Genomic DNA, 16955 nt, shown 5'->3' on the forward strand with positions numbered 1-16955 from the left:
GATTCTGGCGCATGAATGTGAGCCTGCGCCAGCTGCGCGTCTTCCGCGCCATCGCCGATGGCCGCAACTTCAGCCGGGCCGGCGACCAGATCGGCCTGTCGCAGCCGGCGGTCAGCCGCTCGATCCACGAGCTCGAAGCCCAGCTGGGCCTGAAGCTGCTCGACCGCACCACGCGCGAGGTGGTGCTGACCGAGGCCGGCCAGTCGCTTTCGGTGCGGCTGGCGCGGCTGCTCGATGAACTCGACCAGGCACTGGCCGAGGTCCATGGCATGGCCGGCGCGCGGCGCGGCAAGGTGCGGGTGGCCAGCAGCCCGACGCTGTCGGCCAACCTGATGCCGGCCTGCATCGCCGAATGCGCGCGGCGCGATCCCGAGATCGAGGTCGTGCTGCTCGACCGCATCCAGCAGGACGTGCTCGACAGCGTGCGCGCCGGCGAGGTCGACTTCGGCGTGGTGGTCGAGCCCTCCGACACCGACGACCTGCACTGCGAAGCCATCCTCGACGATCCCTTCTGCCTCGTGATGCCGCCGGGCCATCGGCTGGCGGCCAGGCGCTCCGTGCGCTGGTCGGCGCTCGCGGGCGAGGCGCTGGTGCTGCTCGACCATGCCTCGGGCAGCCGGCGCCTGATCGACGAGGCGCTGGCGCGGCACGGCGTGCGCTGCGAGGTGCGCCAGCAGGTGGGCCATCCGACCACCGCCTTTCGCATGGTCGAGCAGGGCATCGGCATCAGCGTGATGCCGGCGCTGGCGGTGCCGCCGACCGGCTTGCCGGTGCTGGTCATGCGGCCGCTGCTGCCCAGGGTGCAGCGCTCGATCATGCTGGTGCACCGCCGCAACCGCGCGCCGGCGCCGCTGGCGCAGCGGGTCTGGGGCCTGATCAGGGAGATGGCCGCGCAGCGCGTCGTCGCCAGGCGGTAGGCTCTTCATCTTTGCCCTCTGCTGCGATGTCCCTCTTCCCATCTTCTGTCGATTGCGTGGTCGTGGGTGCCGGCGCCGCGGGCCTGTCTGCGGCACGGCGGCTGCAGGCGCTGGGCCGGTCCGTGTGCGTGCTGGAAGCGGGCGCGCGCGTGGGAGGCCGCGCGTGGACCGACGTCCACACCTTCGCGGTCCCGGTCGACCGCGGCTGCTCCTGGCTGCACCAGGCGGATCGCAATCCCTTCACCGCCATGGCGCGGGCGCAGGGACTCACGCTGGTGGACCATGAAGACGCGCCCTGGTCGGTGTATTCCCAAGGGCGGCCCATGCCGCCGTCCGAGCTGCAATCCGTCTCCGCCGCGGTCGACGAACTGAATCGACGCATCGCGCAGCATGCGGGCGCCGATCGCTCGCTGGCAGCGCTGGGCGCTGGCGACTGGGCCATGCAGTGGGCTTGCGACACGATCGGCCCGCTCGACGCCGGCGCCGACAGTGCGCAGCTGTCGGTGCATGGGCTGCAGCAGCAGGGCACGACCGAGCCCAACTGGCTGCTGCGCGAAGGCTTCGGCACGCTGGTGGCCCGGCTCGCCGACGGCGTTCCGGTGGCGCTGGGCGAGCAGGTGCGCGAGATCGACTGCCGGGGGGCGCGCGTTCGGGTGCACACCACGGGCGGTGTGGTGGAGGCGCGTGACTGCATCGTCACCGTGTCCACCGGCGTGCTGCGCGCCGAAGCGATCCGATTCCGGCCCGCCCTGCCGACCGGCACGCTGCGGGCGCTCGAGGCATTGCCGATGGGGCATTTCAACAAGGTGATCCTCGAGTTCGATGCCTGCATTCCCGGGCTGTCGCCGATGGGCTGGGCGACCGAGGCCAGGCCGCCCGCCGGCCGGGCCTTGACCTTTCTCTGCCACCCCTTCGACTCGACGCTGGTCGTGGCCCTGGCCGGCGGGGCCTATGGCGAGGCGCTGTCACGCATGCCGGAATCCGAGGCGGTGCACGAGGTCCTGGGGCGGCTCGATGACTGCATCGGCGGATTGCATGGCAGGCGCGTGGTGCGCAGCGCCGTGACCGGCTGGGCCGCCGACCCGCTGTTCCAGGGCAGCTATGCCTACCTGAAGCCGGGCGGCGGCGAAGCGCGCGCGGCGCTCGCCACGGCCGTCGACGAGCAACTGCATTTCGCCGGCGAGGCGACCTCGCTGGCGCTGGCGCAGACCTGCGGCGGCGCCTTCCTGTCCGGGCAGCGTGCGGCCGACGAGGTGGCCGGGCGAGGGGCTTGAGCCCAGCCGTCGGTCAGGCGCGGCGGGTTTCGCGGTCCTGCGGCTTTTCTTCGCGCCCGCCCGGATGCCGCGCAAAGCGCGCCGGATCCCGCCCATGCACCGGCGCCTGGTCGGGCCAGGGCCAGCCGCCGAACTGCGTGCGGCGGTAGTCGGCCATGGTTTGCGCGATCTCGGCCTGGGTGTTCATCACGAAGGGGCCGTACTGCACCACCGGCTCGCCGATCGGACGACCCTGCAGCACCAGGAACTCGCTCGGCGCGTCGCCATTGACCAGCTCGACCGCTGCGTCGGCGCGCAGCTCGATCGCCGCGTGGCCGTCGATCGACTGTCCCGCGACCGCCACCGAGCGACCCTTGAAGAAGTAGAGGCTGCGGCGCGTGCCCTCGCCGCTGGCCGCCGGCAGCGTCCAGCGCGCATGAGGCTCCATGCGGATCGTCCAGATGGCGACGTCCGCATCGGGTTGCGACGCCCAGGAGTCCGGCGGCGGCGCCAGCGGGCCGCCGGCACCGGGCTCGCCGTCGATCGGCTCGATCCGCCCCGCGATGCTCGCGACCTCGGTCTTGCGGCCCTCGGCATCGGTGGCGGTGAAGCCCGGGATGTCTTCGGCCCAGAACATCGTGAAATGCGGCTCGGCCATCTTGCTGCGCGCCGGCAGGTTGAGCCAGATCTGGAACAGCTCCAGCGGATTGGGCGCCGCCGTATCGAGCAGCGGGAACATCTCGGAATGCACGATGCCCTTGCCGGCCGTGAGCCACTGGACGTCGCCGCCGCCGAAGCGCGCGGCCGCTCCGAGCGAATCGGAATGATCGATCAGGCCCTTGCGCACAATGGTCACGGTCTCGAAGCCGCGGTGCGGATGTCCCGGGAAGCCCGGTACGGGATGGCCGTGGTACATGCTCCAGCCGTCCTTGCGGCTGAAGTCCTGGCCCAGGTCACGGCCCGCAAGCGGGGCGTCCGGGCCCATCTGCGCGTTGGCCTGCGGGTAGGCGTCGTCGTGGTAGACGCAGAACAGGAAGGGGTCGATCGTCTCCCACGGGAAGCCGAGGGCCTTGATCTGGACGATGGGGCTGGTGTTCATGATGGCGCTTTCGTGTGGGCCTGCGAGCGGGCGAATCCCTGGCATATGGGGGTGCGGCCTCGCCGCGAAAGGCCCGGCCATGGGACGCTGTGGCGCGGTCGATGGAACGACCGGAGAAAGACAGTGGCTGCGGGAAATGCGAGCTTTCAGCCTACATGCCGCACTCCATGGTGTCCAGAAAATCGCCGGCTTGTTCCACCCGGACGGATACTTGAATGAACGCCTCGTTCGACGCTGAAGTGAGCACCCTGAGGCACGCCGCGGCCACTGCAACCGACACGCGCCACCTGGCGCAGGAGCGGATCGTCGCGGCCTTTCGCCAGCAACTGCAGGGCGAAGGCCCCGGGCCCTCGGACGCAGACCTGCAGAGCTTCGCGCGCCTGGTGCTGGTCGAAAACGCGTTGCTGAAGGAGCTCGGAGCGGCCGTGGTGCTGGCGGCCTCCCGCCCGCTCAGTGATGGTGCCCGTGATCGCCGTGCACATGGCGATGAGCAATCTCTTCCTCGGTAGCGGCGCGCACGCCGGTCACGGTCACGCTGAATTTCAGCGCCTTGCCCGCGAGCGGGTGGTTGCCGTCGAGGATCACCTGGGGGCCCTTGATCTTCATGACGGTGAAGGCCTGGGGCTCGCCCTGGTCGTTGCGGCCTTCGAGCTGCCCGCCCACCTTGACGCCGGGCGGGAACTCGCTTTTGGGAATGGTGCGCACCAGCGATTCGTCGCGGGCGCCGAAGGCGTCCTCGGGCTGCAGGTTGAGCGTGGTCTGGAAGCCCGCCTCCTTGCCGTCGAGCGCCGCCTCGATCTTGGGGAAGGTGTTGTCGTAGCCGCCGTGCAGATACACCATCGGGTCGCTGCTCTGTTCGATCAGCTTGTGGGTGGTGGCGTCCGCGACTTTGAAGCGGAGGGTGACGACGGAGTCTTTCTGGATTTTCATGGGATGGGTGCTGTAGCCGAGTGATCGCGATGCGCAGCATAAGGGAAGGGCGCGCAGCGGCGCCACGGCGCTGTATATTCATCCAGCCCCATGGCCACCCCGCCCTCCACCTCTTCTGCCGCGCCGTTCACGGTCTCGGTCCGAACGCTGTGCGCGTTCGCCGCCAAGGCAGGCGATCTCGACCTGCGCTTCGTGCCGGCCCCCAGCGCCCAGGAAGGCCAGGCCGGCCACCGGCTGGTGCAATCCCGCCGCGGGCTGGACTACGAAAGCGAGGTCGGGCTGTCGTCGTGTTTCGGTCCACTGCGGGTGCGCGGCCGCGCCGACGGCCATGACCCGCGGCGCCGGCGGGTGGAGGAGATCAAGACCTTCCGCGGCGATTTCGATCGCATCAAGGCCAACCATCGCGCGCTCCATTGGGCCCAGGCCCGCTGCTACGCGTGGATGCTGTGCGAGCGCGACGCGCTGCCCGCCCTCGACGTGGCCCTGGTCTACCTCGACCTCGGCACCGAGAAGGAAGTGGTGCTCGAAGAATCAGCCACGCGCGAAGACTTGCGCCAGCACTTCGAGATGCTCTGCGGCCGCTACCTCGCCTGGGCCGAACAGGAGGCGAGCCACCGCACCGGCATCGACGCGGCTCTCGGCGCGCTGGGCTTCCCGCACGGCGAATTCCGGTCGGGCCAGCGCGAGTTGGCGGAGTCCGTCTACCGCTCGGCGACGTCGGGCCGCCCTCTGCTCGCCCAGGCGCCCACGGGCATCGGAAAGACCGTCGCGACACTTTTCCCGCTGCTCAAGGCGCGGCCGGCGCAGAAGCTCGACAAGATCTTCTTCCTGACCGCGAAGACCTCGGGCCGCGCGGTCGCGCTGGGCGCGCTGCACACCCTGGACCGCGAGCGCGCCCCGTTGCGCGTGCTGGAACTGGCGGCGCGCGAGAAGGTCTGCGAGAACCCGGGCCGGGCCTGCAACGGCGACGATTGCCCGCTGGCACGGGGTTTCTACGACCGCTTGCCCTCCGCCCGCAGCGAAGCCGTGCAGGCCGCCTGGCTCGACCGCGAGGCGCTGCGCGGCATCGCGCTCACGCACCAGGTCTGTCCCTATTTCCTGGCGCAGGAGCTGGTGCGCTGGTGCGATGTGGTGGTGGGCGACTACAACTACTACTTCGACGGCAGCGCCTTCCTGTACGCGCTCACGAAGGACGAGGAATGGCGTGTCGGCCTGCTGGTCGACGAGGCGCACAACCTGCTGGACCGCGCCCGCGGCATGTACTCGGCCGAGCTCGAGGCGCCAGCGCTCGAGGCGGTGCGGGCCAAGGCGCCGCCGACGATCCGGAAATCGCTGGGCAACCTGGAGCGCGAATGGCGCCTGCTGCAACGCGAGCAGGTCGCCGCGTACCAGCCCCACGACCAGATCCCCGAGCGCTTCGCGCGGGCGCTGCAGGAGGCGGTCTCGCTCATGGCCGAGCACTTCGCGGCGCGGCCCGACGAGCCGCCGGGCGCGCTGCAGCAGTGCTTCTTCGACCTGCTCCAGTTCGCCCGGCTGGCCGACAGCTTCGGCAAGCACTCGGTCTTCGAGGCGACGCTCGGCGTCGGCGGCACGCGCGCCCTGGCGATCCGCAACCTGGTGCCCGCGCCCTTCCTCCAGAGCCGTTTCGCCGATGCCGTCTCGGCCGCCTGCTTCTCGGGCACGCTGGCGCCCTTTTCCTTCTACCGCGACACGCTGGGCCTGCCCGAGGACACGGCGACGCTGGACGTCGGCTCGCCCTTTCGCAGCGAGCAGCTCACGGTCCGGGTGGCGATGGACCTGTCGACGCGCTTTCGCGACCGCGACCGGTCGCTGGAGGCGCTCGTGGACATCATCGCGGCGCAGTTCGCGCAGCGCCCGGGCAACTACCTGGCCTTCTTCAGCAGCTTCGACTACCTGGCCAGCGCCTCGGCCGCCTTCGAGGCGCGGCACCCGGCCGTGCCGGCCTGGAGCCAGTCGCGCGGCATGCGCGAAGCCGAGCGCGATGCCTTCCTGGCGCGCTTCGCGCCGGGCGGCCAAGGGGTCGGCTTCGCGGTGCTCGGGGGCGCCTTCGGCGAAGGCGTCGACCTGCCTGGCGACCGCCTGGTCGGCGCCTTCGTCGCCAGCCTGGGCCTGCCGCAGCACAACGAGCCGAACGAAGTGATGCGCGAGCGCATGGACGCGATGTTCGGCGACGGCTACGAATACACCTACGTCTACCCGGGCCTGCAGAAGGTGGTGCAGGCGGCCGGTCGCGTGATCCGCAGCGAGACCGATGCGGGCGTGCTCTACCTGCTGGACGACCGTTTCGCGCGGCAGGAGATCCGCGCGCTGCTGCCGGCCTGGTGGCAGGTGCAGCCGGTGTTCGCCACCCCCCAGGGGGGAAGTCGCAGGCCGCCGGCCTGAAAGCCCCGGCGGATCAGATCACCGGACCGCGCACAGCGGCGCTGCGGCCGATTTTCCTGAGCTTGGCCGACAGTTGCGCCTGGGTCTCGAGCTCGCGTTGCCAGAGCTCGTAGCCGGCGTCGCTCGGATGCAGGCCGTCGCGGGCATTGAGCCGTGCCGGATGGCGCGCGAAAGGGTCGTCCCCCCGTTCCATGAAGAGCGACACATGGCGGGCGCCGTTGGCTTCGGCCACCTCGGCGACGATGGCCTGGAGCCGGCGTGCCCGGTAGGTCATCCACCAGTTCCAGGGCGGCAGGAAGAAGCGCAGGTTGCCGAGGTTGCCGGGCGGCATGAAGACCACCAGCTCCGAGCGCACCCGCGCGCGCTGCGCCACGCGCCGCACGCTGTCGCGCAAGGCGGCGTCGCGCGTGGCGCGGAGCACGTCGCCGGCGCCGCCGAGGATCAGCACCGCGTCGAAGCGCTCGTCACCGTCGAGTTGCGTCAGCATGTCCTCGTAGCGCCCCGCCGGCACGGCCCTGTTGACCACGGTGAGCGACGGGTTGGCACGTGACAGCAGGCCCGGCAGGCTGCGCTCCGGGTCGCTGGCGCCGGCACCTCCCGCCGTGCTGTCGCCAACCACCAGCAGGCGCGCGCCCTCCGGCTCGGCGCAGCGCTCGAACGGATGGGCCCGTCGTGCCAGCCGGTTCGACGCCCGCAGCCGCAGCGCCGCATAGCCCGCGGTGGCAGCCGCGAAGCCGACCAGGATGGAAAGGCCGGCACAGGCGGCCATGTGCTTTCGGTTCACGCTCGCTCCTCGATACGTCGGCTAGCTTAAAGGTAGCCGATCGCGGTCGTTGTAGGAAGCGGCCGAACGGCTTGGCTCACCCCCCGGGTTGGTTCACCCCCAGGTTGGCTCACTTCGTGTAGCCGCCCACCCCCTTCCGGGGGCAACACCAGCGGCCCGGCAAAGCCGGTTCCGCGGTGTTCCTGGTTTGGACACGCCCCTCAGGCCGCGTCGGCGCGCTTGGCGAGCTCGTTGAGCTGCAGTTCGATGCAGAACAGCCGTTCGTTGAGGATCGCGGTCTGCAGCCGCAGCGCCTCGATGATGGCGCGTGTCGGGGCATCGGGGGCGTTGGTCGACAGCTCCTGCAGTTCGTGCAGCTTGTTGCGCAGTTCGTTGCTCATGTCCGGGCTCCATCGGGTCGATGCAACGCATCGTAGTCGGCCTGCGCCAGGACGCGCTGCTATCGTTTTCTCGTAGCTGCTTCAGCCCTCCGCCCGGATGGGCCGCCGTGGCCGGGGCGTCGGCGCGCTAGCCGTGCGGGCTCGGCGGCAGGCTCTTCAGGTACAGGTACAGCGCCCGCACGTCCACGTCATTCATCTCGCGCAGCGATCCGAAGGGCATCACCAGCACCGGCGTGCCGTCGGGGCGGCTGCCGCTCTTGAACAGCTTCTGGAAGGCATCCGCGTCGGCATAGCGCGCCATGGCCGTGCCCTCGCCGGGCGTGAGATTGGCTGCGGCCGGCCAATCGGGCGGGCCGCCGGGGATCTTGCCGCCGTTGAGCTTCTCGCCGTGGCAGCCCAGGCACATGTTCGCGACATAGGCGCCGTGCTTGAGCGTCACGCCTTCGGGCACCGGCTGCTCGGGTGGCCGCGTGTGGTCGATCTTGGCAGCGGCGTCCTGCATCAGGCCGAAGCCGTAGAAGGCCCGCAGCGGCAGCGGCAGGGCGACCACCGGCCCACCGCCGGTCGCGGGCGCCATGTGGCGCAAGTGCGCGACCAGCGCGGCCAGGTCGTCGTCGGTCAGGCGGTTGTAGTCCTCGCTCGGCATCACCATCAGCGCCCGGCCCACGGGATTCACGCCGTGGCGGATCGAGCGCTCCCAGTCGGCCGCCGTGTAGCCGGCCACGACGTTGCCGGGGCCGGGGCTGATGTTGGGCCCCTTGATGAGCATGCCCTTGCCGTCGTCGAGGAACACCTTGCCGCCGCCATGCGCGCCGTGGCAGTCGACGCAGCCGCGCGAGGCGAAGAGGTAGCGCCCGCGTTCGACGGCCGCAGCGTCGTCGCGGAAGGCCACGCCCTTCACTGCGACCTCGACCTTGCGCTGCATTTTCTGGCGGGCGAGCTGGTCGCCGGCGAACAGCGCTGCCGCGGCGAGCGCGACCAGCACCGCCAGCGCCAGCACGATGCGCTTCAGCCAGCGCTTGCTTGCCGCGGTCATCGGGCAACCTGCGCGCCGCGCACGGCGGACGCCATCCTGTGTGGAGGACGGTGCACTTTGAAGACCGGATGAACAAGGCGGAGATCAAGAGGCATGGCAAGTGGCCCATCCAACTAAAAATGGATGATGGCGTAAGTTTCGGCCTACCGTCCATATCACCTTTGCCCGAGGACCTGGCCAAAGGTGTGTGGCGCCCTCCGCATCCCGGCGACTTCGCTCAGGCGCGGCGGACGCTGAGCCGGCCTACGCTGCGCCGGGCTCGCCGAGCGGCGGGCATGGCCAGCCCAGCAGCTCGGCCAGTCGCAGCACGATCCAGCGCGCCTCGCCGCCGGAGACGCCGGCATCGGCCGAATTCAGGCCGTCGTGGATGCGCCGCAGGATCTCGTCTTCCGACGGCACCTCGACGTGGTGCAGCACCTGAGCGTGCTGCACCAGGTGGTTGGCGAGGTCCTCGCAGACCTCGTAGCGCGCGCGCACCACCGCGATCGGTTCGGCCAGGCGCTGCCTGGCGTCGGTGTAGACCGCGAAGAACGAAGGCGGGATGTCGATCTGGTAGTCGTCGGACATGGTTCAGCAAGGCGCCCATGAAAAACGCGCCCGGAGGCGCGTTTCGGCGAGGGGACGGCGCAAGGCGCGCGGCCCGCTCAGGAGGCGTTTCAGCCGCCCTTCTTGGCCCGCTTGCCCGGGTTCTTCTTGCTGCGGGTCGCGGTGCCGCGCTCCAGGCTGACCTTCTGGCCGCCGCCCGACTTGGGGACGTTGTAGCCAGGTTGCGGGACGGGCTTGGGGGTGGCAATGCGGTCTGCCTCGGTGCGGATTTTCTTGGGCATGGAAAGCTCGGATAAAAAGAAATCGAAGGACGTGATTAAGCCACATCGTCGAGCAGCCGCACTTTGACGGTCTTGCCCTTGACGCGGCCGGTGGAAAGCTTGTGCACGGCCTCGCGCGCGATGCGCCGGTCGACCGCCACGTAAGTGGAGAACTCGTTGACGTTGATCTTGCCGACCTGCTCCTTCGCGAAGCCGGCCTCGCCGGTCAGCGCGCCCAGCACGTCGCCGGCGCGGATCTTCTCCTTGCGCCCGCCAATGATCTGCAGCGTGGCCATCGGCGGCTGCAGCGGCGCGGCGCTGTCGGCCGTGAGCTCGGCCAGCGGATGCCATTCGGACTCGCGGCCCTGAAGCTGCTCGATCTTGCCGACGCTGCCCATTTCGTCGAGGCTGGCGAGGTTCAGGGCCAGGCCTTCAGCATCGCCGCGGCCGGTGCGGCCGATGCGGTGGATGTGAATCTCGGAGTCGGGCGTGACGTCGACGTTGATCACCGCCTCGAGGTCGGCGATGTCGAGCCCGCGCGCAGCGACGTCGGTCGCCACCAGCACCGAGCAGCTGCGGTTGGCGAACTGCACCAGCACCTGGTCGCGTTCGCGCTGCTCGAGCTCGCCGAACAGGGCCAGCGCGCTGAAGCCCTGGGCCTGCAGCACCTGGACCAGGTCGCGGCACTGCTGCTTGGTGTTGCAGAAGGCCAGCGTGCTCTGCGGCCGGAAGTGGTTCAGCAGCAGGCTCACGGCGTGCAGGCGCTCGGTGTTCTTCACCTGGTACCAGCGCTGGCGGATCTTGCCTTCCTCGTGCTGGGCCTGCACCGTGATCTGCTGCGGGTTCTTCATGAACTGCGCGCTGAGCTTGGCGATGCCTTCGGGGTAGGTGGCCGAGAACAGCAGCGTCTGGCGCTCCTTGGGGCACAGCCGCGCGACCTTGGCGATGTCGTCGAAGAAGCCCATGTCGAGCATGCGGTCGGCTTCGTCGAGCACCAGCGTGTTGAGGGCCGAGAGGTCCAGGCTGGCGCGCTCGAGGTGATCCATGATCCGGCCCGGCGTGCCGACCACGATGTGGGCGCCGTGCTCCAGGCTCGCGAGCTGCCCGCGCAGCGCGACGCCGCCGCAGAGCGTGACGACCTTGACGTTTTCCTCGGCCCGCGCCAGGCGGCGGATCTCGGTCGTCACCTGGTCGGCGAGTTCGCGCGTCGGGCACAGCACCATGGCCTGCACCGCGAAGCGCCGGGGATTCAGGTTGGCCAGCAAGGCCAGCGCGAAGGCCGCGGTCTTGCCGCTGCCGGTCTTGGCTTGCGCGATCAGGTCCTTGCCGAGCAGCGCCACCGGCAGGCTGGCCGCCTGGATCGGCGTCATCTGCAGGTAGCCGAGCTGCGTCAGGTTCGCCAGCGCCTGCGGCGAGAGCGGCAGCGTGGCGAAGTCGGTGGCGGGACCGGTCACGGAGCGGGTCAGCGGCGCTGCGAGTTGTTGCCGCCGACCGGCGGGGGACCGCGACGTTCCAGGTGGCGGAACGTGATGCGGCCCTTGGTCAGGTCGTAGGGCGACAGCTCGAGCGACACCTTGTCGCCGGCCAGAATGCGGATGTGGTGCTTGCGCATCTTGCCGCCGCTGTAGGCGATCAGCTGGTGGCCGTTGTCGAGCGTGACCCGGTAGCGCGAGTCAGGCAGCACTTCGGTCACTGCGCCGTTCATTTCGATCAGTTCTTCCTTGGGCATGAATTACCTTTTGAATGGGTTGTCGTGATTGGATAGGAAATCGGTGTGCCGAATCAAGCGGCGCAATGCGTGCGCGGCGCGCTGCGCTCGCGAATCCAGCCCAGGCCCTGGTCGACCGCGTAGCGGACTGCGGCGGCGTGGCTGGCAAAACTGGGCGTGAAACGCATCACGCGGTCGTGCGTGCCGCTGCCGCGGCCGGAGCGGATCGAGACCGATGCCGCAAAGCGGCCGTCGTCCAGATCCTTGATGAGCGGCGAGACAAGGTACTTGCCCACTGCGATGCTGTGTTGAATGATGTCCATCGAAAGCCTTGGCATCCCGCGACGCCGCGGAATGCTGAAATTGAGATTGAGTAAAACGAGCGCGGGCCGGCCGGATATGGCGCCCACCGGAGCGGACAGCGCGCTGTTCGCTTCAACAAAGTACGAAGGCAGTGGTGGCAAATCTTGGGCGCCCGGTCTGGCGCTCCAACACACTGTGGGTGCCGGCTTTCAATGTGGGGCCTGGAGATTCCAGGCCGGCCGGCAAGTGACGAAAGTGCTTCGTCGTTAAATCGAAACGAACCCCGGATTCTAACCGATCTGGCACGACAGTTGCTATTTCATCTTTATGACAGGGCTGCGGGTGGCTTCCGCGCCACGTGTCGCCGGGCTTGCGACCGGGTCGCTTGCGGCGCACCATGGCGGGACCACCGTTCCAAGGAGCGCGGCCATGCAAGTCACAGCGCCATCTGCCCGATCGCCGCGTTTCCCATGGCTGACGCCCGCCCGGCTGCGAGCCTTGCTGGGTGCCGCCGCGCTGCTCCTGGCCTTGCCGACACCGCCGGCGGCGACCGCGGCGACCCCTTCCGCTGCCGCCGCGTCCAGCGCCCAGGTGCAGGCCCTCAGTCGCGCCGGCGATGCGGTCGTCGCGCTGAGGGTCGCCGCCACCGAGGGCGCGACTTCGGCCGACAGCCTGGGCCAGCAGCGCTGGGGTTCGGGCGTGGTGATCGGGGCCGACGGGCTCATCCTCACCATCGGCTACCTGCTGCTGGAGGCCGAGACCATCGAGATCGTGACGCAGGACGACCGCACGCTGCCGGCCCGCCAGGTGGCCTATGACCTTGCCACCGGCTTCGCGCTGGTGCGGCCGCTGGTGCCGCTGCGCGGCATCGAGCCGGTGCCGCTGGCGGGTGTCGCGACCCTGAAGGCCGGGGAGCCGCTGCTGGTCGCCACCGGCAGCAACAGCGGCACCGAGGTGGGATTCACGCGCCTGGTCGGGACACGCCCGTTCTCGGGCTACTGGGAGTACCACATCGACGCCGCGATCTTCACCAGCCCGCCGGTCGCCAACCACAGCGGCGCCTCGCTCTTCAATCGCAATGGCGAGCTGCTGGGCATCGGCAGCCTGTTCGTGCTCGAGGCGGCCGGCCCCGAGCGCACCCTGCCGGGCAACATGTTCGTGCCGGTCGATCTGCTGCGCCCGGTGCTGGCCGAAATGCAGTCCACCGGCCGCACGCGCGCCAGCGTGCGGCCCTGGCTCGGGGTTTCCTCCTCGGAGCGCGGCGGCCATGTGGAGATCGTGCGCGTCGATCGCTCGGGACCGGCGCTCGCCGCCGGCCTGCAGCCCGGCGACGTGGTGCTGGAGATCGACGGCGTGCAGGTCACGACGCTCGAGGCCTTCTACAAGCAGCTCTGGACCCGGCCGGACGCCGAGGCGGACGTGGAGCTCACGGTGCAGCAGGGCTCGGAGATCCGGAAGGTCAAGGTGCATGCGGTCGACCGCATGCAGACGCTGCGCAAGCCGCAGGGGATCTAGTGGCTGCTCACGCGGAGACCGCCCCTTTGGCCCGGTCTCGGATCGGCGCTTCGGAATGGGTCGACACCGCATCGCTGAACAGCCGGATCGCGGGCGCGATCCGTTCGGCGGGCGTGTTGCCGAATCCAAAGACAAAGCCTGTCCTGACCGGGTCGGTCATGCAATAGCTGGACATCGCCGGCACGTCGATTCGGTGCTGCAGGAGCGTTTGCGAGACTGCAAGGTCGTCGATCGGTGTCTTCGCGACGGCGGACAGGTGCAGGCCGGCGCCGGTCGTGGACAGCTCGAATGCACTTCCCGCCAGCGTCTTGAGGCAGTGGACGAGCAGGTGGGCGCGTTCGCGGTAGCGGCTGCCCATTCGCCGGATGTGGGCGGCCAGTTGCCCGCTCTCCATGAAATCGGCCACCACGCCCTGCGTCGGGACGGACGCGTGAAAGGAGAAGATCTGGTGCGCCCGCGCGAAGGCGTCGATGAGGCCGGGTGGGACTATGGCGTAGGCGATGTTCAGCGCCGGCGAGATCGAGCGATTGAAGTTCCCGATGTAGACCACCCGGCCGCTGCGATCCAGCGCCGCCAGGGGCGGCAGCGGTCGGCCGCCGAAATGGAAGGCGTTGTTGAAGTCGTATTCGATCACCCACGCATCCCTGGTCTGTGCCCATTGCAGCAGCGAAAGCCGCCGCTCGAGCGGCATCGTGCTGCCGAACGGAAACTGATTCGTCGGCGAGGCGATGACCATCTTCGCGCCCGGCGCGTAGCCGTCGAAGCGGCTGCTGTCCAGACCGTCCAGGTCGATGGGGACGTGCACCAGCTCGGCGCCGGCGCCGATCAGTGCCGCGTGGCGCGTGACATAGCCCGGATCCTCGACGATCACCTGGTCGCCGTGGTCGGTCAGCACGTGCGCAGCCAGCATGAAGCCCTGCGTGGTGCCGCTGACGACAAGGACCTGCTCGGCCAGGCACGGCACCCCGTGCGCTTCGCCCAGGTAGGACGCGATCTGCCGGCGCAGGTCCGGCAAGCCCTGGCTCCCGCCATAGCCCAGATCCGCCGCGGGCGCGGAGCGCCAGTAGTGCGCCGACACCTTGGCGAACTGATCGAACGGCAACTGGTCCAGCGCGGGCACGGTGGGGCTGAGATCGAGCGACCCGCTGCGTTCGGACGGCAGGCGCAGGGGCCGCACCGCCTGCGCACGGCGCGACACGCTGCCCGTGGCGGCCGGACTCGGCGGGGCCGTGGGAAGGGCCTCCTTCGGAGGGTGTCGTTCCTCGGGCAATACCGATGCAATGTAGGTTCCGGCGCCGACGCGGCCACTCACGTAGCCTTCGGCCAGCAGGCGTTCATAGACCTGCACGATCGTGTTGCGCGACACCGCCAGCTCGGCCGCCAGTTGCCGGGTCGGCGGCAGCCGCGAGCTCTTGGAAATCCGGCCCTGGACGATCGCCTGGCGGATCTGGTCGAAGACCTGCACGTGCAGCGGCATCGAGTTGCCCCGGTCCAGGGACAAGGCGCTCCAGGTGGGGTAGTTGAATTTGCGTGCCATGCCCGACTGTCGCACGGCCCGGCGCGCCGGCGGTCAGGCGCCGGCGAGGATGCGCAGCGCCTCCGCGTGTCGCTCGGGACTGCCTGCCGCGATCAGCCGGTTGCCGGAATGGATCGTCAGCGGACGGCCCTCCCAATCCGTGATCATGCCGCCCGCGCCTTCGATGACGGGAACCAGCGCGCAGTAGTCGACCTCCCGATGGCGACCGCAATCGATCGCGATGTCGATCGTGCCGCTCGCGACACATCCGTAGGCATAGCAGCTCGATCCGTAGACGCACCACTTGACCGCCCCACGCAGCGTTTCGAAGGCTTCGCGCTCCCTGGGGCCGAAGGGCTCGGGGTTGCTGCACGAGATGAGCGCACTGGACAGGGAGGCGCACTGGCGGCTGTGGATGCGCTGCCCGTTGAAGGTCGACGGCTGGCCACGCGCGCCGGCCCAGCGATCGTTCGTGACCGGATGGTCGATGATGCCCACGATCGGCTCGCCCCGCCGGGCCAGCGCGATCAGCGTTCCGTAGATCGGAATGCCCGTGATGAACGCCTTGGTCCCGTCGATGGGATCGATGACCCACACGTACTCGGCGTCGAGGTTCTGGCCGTCGAATTCCTCGCCCAGGAGGCCGTGCTCGGGGTAGCGGTGCCGGATCAGGGTCCGAAGCGTCTCCTCGACGTGCTTGTCGGTGTCGGTCACGGGGCTGTCGTCGTCCTTGGATTCGAAGCCCCGCCTGCTGTGCAGGTTTTCCCGCAGGATGGCGCCGCTGGCATCCGCCAGCCCGTGCGCAAAGGCAAGGAATTCGTGGGTCAGCGTGTCGGGAATGGCAGACGTGGGCACTTTTTCTCCGCAATCAGGTGGGCATGGCGTCGCCGACCGGGTGCTTGGCCTCGGCAGCGCGCATGTGGCGTGACATCCGGTGCTCGAGCAGCCGGATCAGGTGGTTGGCCGCGAACGCGAATCCCAGATAGATCAGGGCCGCGGCGACGAAGATTTCGTACGGCGCGAAGGTGCGCGCCACCAGCGTGTTGGCGACCCCGGTCAGGTCGGAGATCGTGATCGCGCTGGCCAGCGAGGTCCGCTTCACGGTCTTGATCACCTCATTGCCGTAGGACGGCAGCGCCAGCAGCACCGCACGCGGCAGGATGATGCTTTGATAGAGCGCCCTGGAGGACAGGCCGAACGCCTGGCCGGCCTCGATCTCTCCGCGCGGCACGGCCTGGATCGCTCCGCGCAGGATGTGCACGGTGTAGGCGGCGGTGTTGAGGGTGAACGTGACGACGGCGCACCAATAGGGCTTGCGCAGATAGGCCCAGGCCCAGCTTTCGCGGACGAATTCGAGCTGCGAGAGGCCGTAGTACACGATGAAGATCTGCACCAGCAGCGGTGTGCCGCGGAAGACCTGGGCGAAGAGCTCGACCGGCCAGCGCAGCCACCAGGCCTTTTGCACTCTGGCGATGGCGAGCGGGAAGGCCAGCAACGTCGCCAGCACCATGGTGATCGCGAAGAGCTCCAGCGTGACCAGGGCGCCGCCCAGCAGCAACGGCAAGCTGTCGCGCATGAGTTGGAGATCCATGGTCAGGCCATCCTTTCGCCGCGCGCGCTGCGCTGTTCGAGCTTGTGCAGGATCAGCGAGCTGACCAGCGTGAGCGCCAGGTAGATCGCGCCGGCGGTCAGATAGAAGAACAGTGCGCGCCGGGTGTCGCTGGTGGCCAGCTCGGACGCCTTCATGAGCTCGCTCAAGCCCACGATGGAGATCAGCGACGTGTCCTTGAGCGTCGAAATCCAGATGTTGCCCAGGCCTGGAAGGGCGAGCCGAAGCATCTGCGGGCACTTGATCGTGAGGAAGATCTGGCGCGCGCTCATGCCGACCGCCTTGCCCGCCTCGATCTGACCGACGGGGATCGCCACCAGCGCCCCGCGAAACACCTCGGCGGCATAGCCGCCGAAGATCAGCGACAGGGCGAAGACGCCCGCGGGGTACGGCGCAATCTCGACCGTGCCGGTCGTGAGACCGATCATCGACATGAGGCGGGTCAAGGCCACCGTGCTGCCGAAATACACCAGCAGGATCAGAAGGAGCTGGGGGGTGCCCCGGATGGCCGTGACGTAGGTGTTGGCCAGGACACGCACCGCGCGCAGCCTGGACAGGCATGCGCTGGCGCCGATGATGCCCAGCAGCGTGCCGAAGACGGCGGAAAGCAGCGCCACCTCGACGGTGGTCCATGCGCCCCTGGCGATCGTCGGTCCCCAACCGCTGAACAGGTCCATGGCATTGCCTTCGGGCATG

Annotated in this window: 19 protein-coding genes; 5 read left to right on the forward strand and 14 right to left on the reverse strand. The window is 69.3% G+C overall.

Translation table 11 applies throughout. The features are described from left to right. Window positions 1–11 precede the first annotated feature (11 nt). Together AB4Z46_RS14540 and AB4Z46_RS14545 are read left to right on the forward strand one after the other, a co-directional pair. Window positions 12–917 carry a LysR family transcriptional regulator gene (locus AB4Z46_RS14540; protein ID WP_442284212.1) on the forward strand — a complete coding sequence of 302 codons (906 nt, stop codon included), beginning with the start codon at window positions 12–14 and terminating at the stop codon, window positions 915–917. A 26-nt stretch (window positions 918–943) separates the two neighbouring features. Beyond that, window positions 944–2191: a flavin monoamine oxidase family protein gene (locus AB4Z46_RS14545; RefSeq protein ID WP_442284213.1), complete on the forward strand. Its 1248-nt coding sequence runs from the start codon at window positions 944–946 to the stop codon at window positions 2189–2191. A gap of 13 nt (window positions 2192–2204) precedes the next feature. On the opposite strand, the gene AB4Z46_RS14550 is transcribed toward AB4Z46_RS14545, so the two are convergent. Then, complete coding sequence (locus AB4Z46_RS14550) at window positions 2205–3269, reverse strand: pirin family protein (RefSeq protein ID WP_442284214.1); 1065 nt, start codon at window positions 3267–3269, stop codon at window positions 2205–2207. Window positions 3270–3484: 215 nt separating this feature from the next. Here AB4Z46_RS14550 and AB4Z46_RS14555 point away from each other — a divergent pair, with 215 nt between their 5' ends. Further along, window positions 3485–3778 (forward strand): hypothetical protein, encoded by a 294-nt coding sequence (locus AB4Z46_RS14555; protein ID WP_442284215.1) that lies wholly within the window; start codon window positions 3485–3487, stop codon window positions 3776–3778. Here the strand turns inward: AB4Z46_RS14555 and AB4Z46_RS14560 are convergent. Then, window positions 3720–4199 (reverse strand): FKBP-type peptidyl-prolyl cis-trans isomerase, encoded by a 480-nt coding sequence (locus AB4Z46_RS14560; RefSeq protein ID WP_442284216.1) that lies wholly within the window; start codon window positions 4197–4199, stop codon window positions 3720–3722. The two genes, AB4Z46_RS14555 and AB4Z46_RS14560, sit on opposite strands and share 59 nt — an antisense overlap. Window positions 4200–4289: 90 nt before the next feature. Here AB4Z46_RS14560 and AB4Z46_RS14565 point away from each other — a divergent pair, with 90 nt between their 5' ends. Beyond that, entirely contained in the window at window positions 4290–6602 is a 2313-nt protein-coding gene (locus AB4Z46_RS14565; RefSeq protein WP_442284217.1) for an ATP-dependent DNA helicase, read from the forward strand. A 13-nt stretch (window positions 6603–6615) separates the two neighbouring features. On the opposite strand, the gene AB4Z46_RS14570 is transcribed toward AB4Z46_RS14565, so the two are convergent. From AB4Z46_RS14570 to AB4Z46_RS14605, 8 genes are all read right to left on the reverse strand, one after another. Next, window positions 6616–7386 carry an SGNH/GDSL hydrolase family protein gene (locus tag AB4Z46_RS14570; protein WP_442284218.1) on the reverse strand — a complete coding sequence of 257 codons (771 nt, stop codon included), beginning with the start codon at window positions 7384–7386 and terminating at the stop codon, window positions 6616–6618. Between the two features lie 200 nt (window positions 7387–7586). After that, entirely contained in the window at window positions 7587–7766 is a 180-nt protein-coding gene (locus tag AB4Z46_RS14575; RefSeq protein ID WP_442284219.1) for a hypothetical protein, read from the reverse strand. Window positions 7767–7893: 127 nt separating this feature from the next. Then, window positions 7894–8802, reverse strand: coding sequence for a c-type cytochrome (locus tag AB4Z46_RS14580; RefSeq protein ID WP_442284220.1), 909 nt, complete (start codon window positions 8800–8802; stop codon window positions 7894–7896). 243 nt (window positions 8803–9045) lie between these two features. Then, on the reverse strand, window positions 9046–9369 hold the full coding sequence (locus tag AB4Z46_RS14585; protein WP_442284221.1) for a hypothetical protein: 324 nt from the start codon (window positions 9367–9369) through the stop codon (window positions 9046–9048). Between the two features lie 89 nt (window positions 9370–9458). Continuing rightward, window positions 9459–9629 carry a hypothetical protein gene (locus tag AB4Z46_RS14590; RefSeq protein WP_286371840.1) on the reverse strand — a complete coding sequence of 57 codons (171 nt, stop codon included), beginning with the start codon at window positions 9627–9629 and terminating at the stop codon, window positions 9459–9461. A gap of 35 nt (window positions 9630–9664) precedes the next feature. Continuing rightward, window positions 9665–11062 (reverse strand): ATP-dependent RNA helicase DbpA, encoded by a 1398-nt coding sequence (gene dbpA / locus AB4Z46_RS14595; RefSeq protein WP_442284222.1) that lies wholly within the window; start codon window positions 11060–11062, stop codon window positions 9665–9667. An 8-nt stretch (window positions 11063–11070) separates the two neighbouring features. Beyond that, window positions 11071–11337 carry a translation initiation factor IF-1 gene (gene infA, locus AB4Z46_RS14600; RefSeq protein ID WP_286371838.1) on the reverse strand — a complete coding sequence of 89 codons (267 nt, stop codon included), beginning with the start codon at window positions 11335–11337 and terminating at the stop codon, window positions 11071–11073. Between the two features lie 53 nt (window positions 11338–11390). After that, window positions 11391–11639 (reverse strand): hypothetical protein, encoded by a 249-nt coding sequence (locus tag AB4Z46_RS14605; protein ID WP_442284371.1) that lies wholly within the window; start codon window positions 11637–11639, stop codon window positions 11391–11393. Between the two features lie 409 nt (window positions 11640–12048). On the opposite strand from AB4Z46_RS14605, the gene AB4Z46_RS14610 reads away from it, so the two are divergent. Beyond that, the gene (locus AB4Z46_RS14610; protein ID WP_442284223.1) at window positions 12049–13134 is read left to right on the forward strand and encodes a S1C family serine protease; all 1086 of its coding nucleotides are present in this window, start codon (window positions 12049–12051) and stop codon (window positions 13132–13134) included. A gap of 7 nt (window positions 13135–13141) precedes the next feature. Here AB4Z46_RS14610 and pdxR read toward each other — a convergent pair whose 3' ends face one another. The 4 genes from pdxR to AB4Z46_RS14630 are packed head-to-tail and all read right to left on the reverse strand — an operon-like array spanning window position 13142 to window position 16954. Then, window positions 13142–14671, reverse strand: a complete 1530-nt coding sequence (gene pdxR, locus AB4Z46_RS14615; RefSeq protein WP_442284224.1) for a MocR-like pyridoxine biosynthesis transcription factor PdxR — start codon at window positions 14669–14671, stop codon at window positions 13142–13144. Window positions 14672–14704: 33 nt separating this feature from the next. After that, on the reverse strand, window positions 14705–15505 hold the full coding sequence (hisN, locus tag AB4Z46_RS14620) for a histidinol-phosphatase (protein WP_442284225.1): 801 nt from the start codon (window positions 15503–15505) through the stop codon (window positions 14705–14707). A gap of 13 nt (window positions 15506–15518) precedes the next feature. Then, on the reverse strand, window positions 15519–16241 hold the full coding sequence (locus tag AB4Z46_RS14625; RefSeq protein WP_442284226.1) for an ABC transporter permease: 723 nt from the start codon (window positions 16239–16241) through the stop codon (window positions 15519–15521). Between the two features lie 2 nt (window positions 16242–16243). Further along, complete coding sequence (locus AB4Z46_RS14630; RefSeq protein WP_442284227.1) at window positions 16244–16954, reverse strand: ABC transporter permease; 711 nt, start codon at window positions 16952–16954, stop codon at window positions 16244–16246. Window position 16955: the final 1 nt, after the last annotated feature.

This window comes from Variovorax sp. M-6 (assembly GCF_052114385.1).
Taxonomy (GTDB): Bacteria; Pseudomonadota; Gammaproteobacteria; order Burkholderiales; family Burkholderiaceae_C; genus Variovorax.